The following is a 2,792-nucleotide window of genomic DNA, read 5'->3' as shown; positions in this document are numbered from 1 at the left end:
GGGCGTCGACCTCGTATAAACCGGCTCCCCGGATCACGAACAGATCACCCCACCCGCGGCTCTCGGAGTGCTTCAGTTGGGGAAGTTATCTCCCAAACGCACGATCCGGGTCCGTAGATGGGTACACTAGCCGATGGACGACACCCACACATCGTCTGCGAAGGCCACAGCGCCGAGCGGCGATAGCGCATCATTCGATTCACCGGAGCCTGTAACGGAAATGAAGTCGGCGGCATCCAGCATGCGCGAATGGTTGCTTGCGTTTATTGCAATTGTTTCGCTAAGTATCAACGGGCTCTTAGCATATCAGAAATTCAACCAAGACGCAGTTGCGCAACCTGGGCCACATATTGCGCGGGTGGTGATGAACGGCCTTGACGCAGCCGCCCTTCAAGAACTTAGCAGAAGCACGGACATTTTGACTACAACGTTTGGTAAGTCAGTTTTCCTGAATACGCCTTCATGGACTGCTTTTCGCGAGGAGCAGCGCCGACTTCCGCCGATCGCGTTGAGAAATCAGGAAGTGCGGTTTCTTCTGCTCCAAAATCTTACGGCGAGTGCGTACGAAAAGGTTTCCCTAAGAAACGGAGACAGTTTGATTGCAGATGTTGGAACTGTTCACCCAGACAGTTCAGTGTTGCTTTATTACGCGGGTGAAACCTCAGTCGAGAGCGCCCGCTTGACCTATGTAGTTAAAGGAAGCAGCGCGGAGAACCAGCTTGCAATCCCGCGGCAACCCAGAGACTCGGTAGAATTTACAACCAGACTCTCTGGGGTGAGTATAAGTAGATTTGGGTCGCTCCCAGACAAAACGGACAGACTGAACAGTTTGTTAGAAATACTTGAGAGGAGGCCAAACTGATGTTCTGCTTGATGAGGCGACCCTCCTTACCTAAGATGGCGTTTGCTTCGGCTGCTATTTGCCTGGGTTTTTACGCAAGCCACTCGCCGGGAGTTGACGCCGCCAGTCCGGCTGAAGTCGGCCTCGGGACTCCTGTTCAGATTGAGAGTCCAATCGGGACACTGAGGGTTAGCACTGAAATTCCGAGCCTCTTTGGCTCGTTCGACGAACGGATGAAAGCCGCAGGCCAAGACGCGCGCGCTATTATTGAAAATATATTTGAGCAGAATACCACGGGCGCTGCTGGATGGCCGACAAGAGAGTTGGCACTTTCTAGCGGACCATTTTCTGTCCCATCGGCTGTCACTTACACTCTCCAGTTTTATACGAATTCAAATCTTTTAATGACGCGTGCCTTAGCAGATTTGAACCCGATAGCACGCTCACCTAATCCGTTGAACATCACAATCTACACCAGCCAGGAAGCTATGGCGGCTGCTACGGGTGCGCGCGGCGAAGAAGCGAGGAATGGACATTATGACCCCTCAACCGAGACAGTCTCGACATTTTTGCCCGGGCAGGTCTTAGAAAGACTATACCCGCCCACCGGTAAGTATCGCGACCAGACGGAGCGCGGCGCAGCCGCTCTTGTCGCACTTCGACGCTCCGTGATGAGGACGTTTTTTCACGAATATGTCCATGTGTTGCAATCGAGAAGTGGAAAATATTATTTTTTGTCCCCTTTTTTTGCGGAGGGTCAGGCTCAATATGCCGTCGGAAGGCTAGAGCGCCTAGAACTACTTTATCCATTGGCTGCTCGTCAGCACGGCTCTGAGCCTAACCAGCTTTCCAGCGCCATTCAAGAAATAAACAGGAATTCCCTTTTATCTCCATCTGAGTATTCCATCCTCAACAGAGTTAGAAATATGAATTTGGGAGATGGGTCAACGATATCAGCCCTGCTGCAAATGCCGTCGTACGAGTTTTATGATAGCCCAGAAGTCGCCCGTTTTTACGAAATTGCTTGGGCGATGTTCTTATTCTTGGACTCAGGGGCGAGTAGCGCTTCCGATTTAAGGCTACTGCGTTCATCTGCGGAAGCTCTGGACGCTGACCGCAAGCAAAATGAATTTGCTTCCCTTGAAACCAGATTTTTAAGCTTTGTGAAGTCTCAGGTTGGAGAGCGGGAAACTCCTCCCCGTGAGGTTCTGCTTGGCATAGCTCCCTTCGTAATGCGAAGCGATTCCGAGATGTTAAGCGGCCGCATTTTGTCAGCATATAGAGCCTATCTCCCGATCCTTCGAGCGGCTCCTGACCTACCAGACATGCTAGCTTACATGGGTGACCTACTGGTCCGCGGGGACGATCGAGATGCCTTTGCGGACTACTACAACCGAGCCCTACGCAATCAGGCCGGGGGAGCGCCAACATTAGGTTCTCACGCCCGTATCCTAGGTCGATACATAGATGTGCTGATTGAGTTAGGCATGACAGAGCAGGCGGTCGAGAAACTGGCCGAATTTCGTCATGTAGTCGCGTCTGGCCATTCGGGGCTGGATGAACCGACGCTGGAAAGCATGCGCCTTGTAGATGCGTACACGTCAAAACTCCCGTCAGTTAATTCTGATGACGAAAAAGAACAACTTATTTGCGAACTGCTCCTAGGGCGCACTATATCGGGATACCGAAATCTGATAAGCAGCCCCATTATAAAAGAAGCCCTTCAAGGACCAGAATCCTCGTTGCGGCGTGTCCTGCAAGAGAATTTACGAGCGGCAACGACCACGGCTGAACGCACATTGCAAGAAAGATTTAAAGAATGCAATGTATTCGATCTGTCCCGAGACGCATGGTTTCTGCCTAGAGAGGCGGCAACAGACGAAGCCTTCCTTTCTGACCTGCGTCGCTTAGCGCCAACCCGAGGTCCATTGCAATAAGACATTGATAGATG

General features: G+C 51.7%; 2 protein-coding genes. Both read left to right on the top strand.

What is annotated here, in order from left to right:
* The first annotated feature begins 133 nt into the window (after window positions 1-133).
* Window positions 134-862: a hypothetical protein gene (locus ACFHPP_RS30780; protein WP_437167034.1), complete on the top strand. Its 729-nt coding sequence runs from the start codon at window positions 134-136 to the stop codon at window positions 860-862.
* Complete coding sequence (locus ACFHPP_RS30775; RefSeq protein ID WP_437167033.1) at window positions 862-2,778, top strand: hypothetical protein; 1,917 nt, start codon at window positions 862-864, stop codon at window positions 2,776-2,778. The genes ACFHPP_RS30780 and ACFHPP_RS30775 overlap by 1 nt, the downstream gene beginning before the upstream one ends.
* Window positions 2,779-2,792: the final 14 nt, after the last annotated feature.

The organism is Falsiroseomonas sp. E2-1-a20, assembly GCF_051433195.1.
In the GTDB taxonomy this organism is placed as follows: domain Bacteria; phylum Pseudomonadota; class Alphaproteobacteria; order Acetobacterales; family Acetobacteraceae; genus Falsiroseomonas.
The sequence above is the reverse complement of the archived record's forward strand: the minus strand, read 5'-3'. Positions and strand labels throughout refer to the sequence as shown.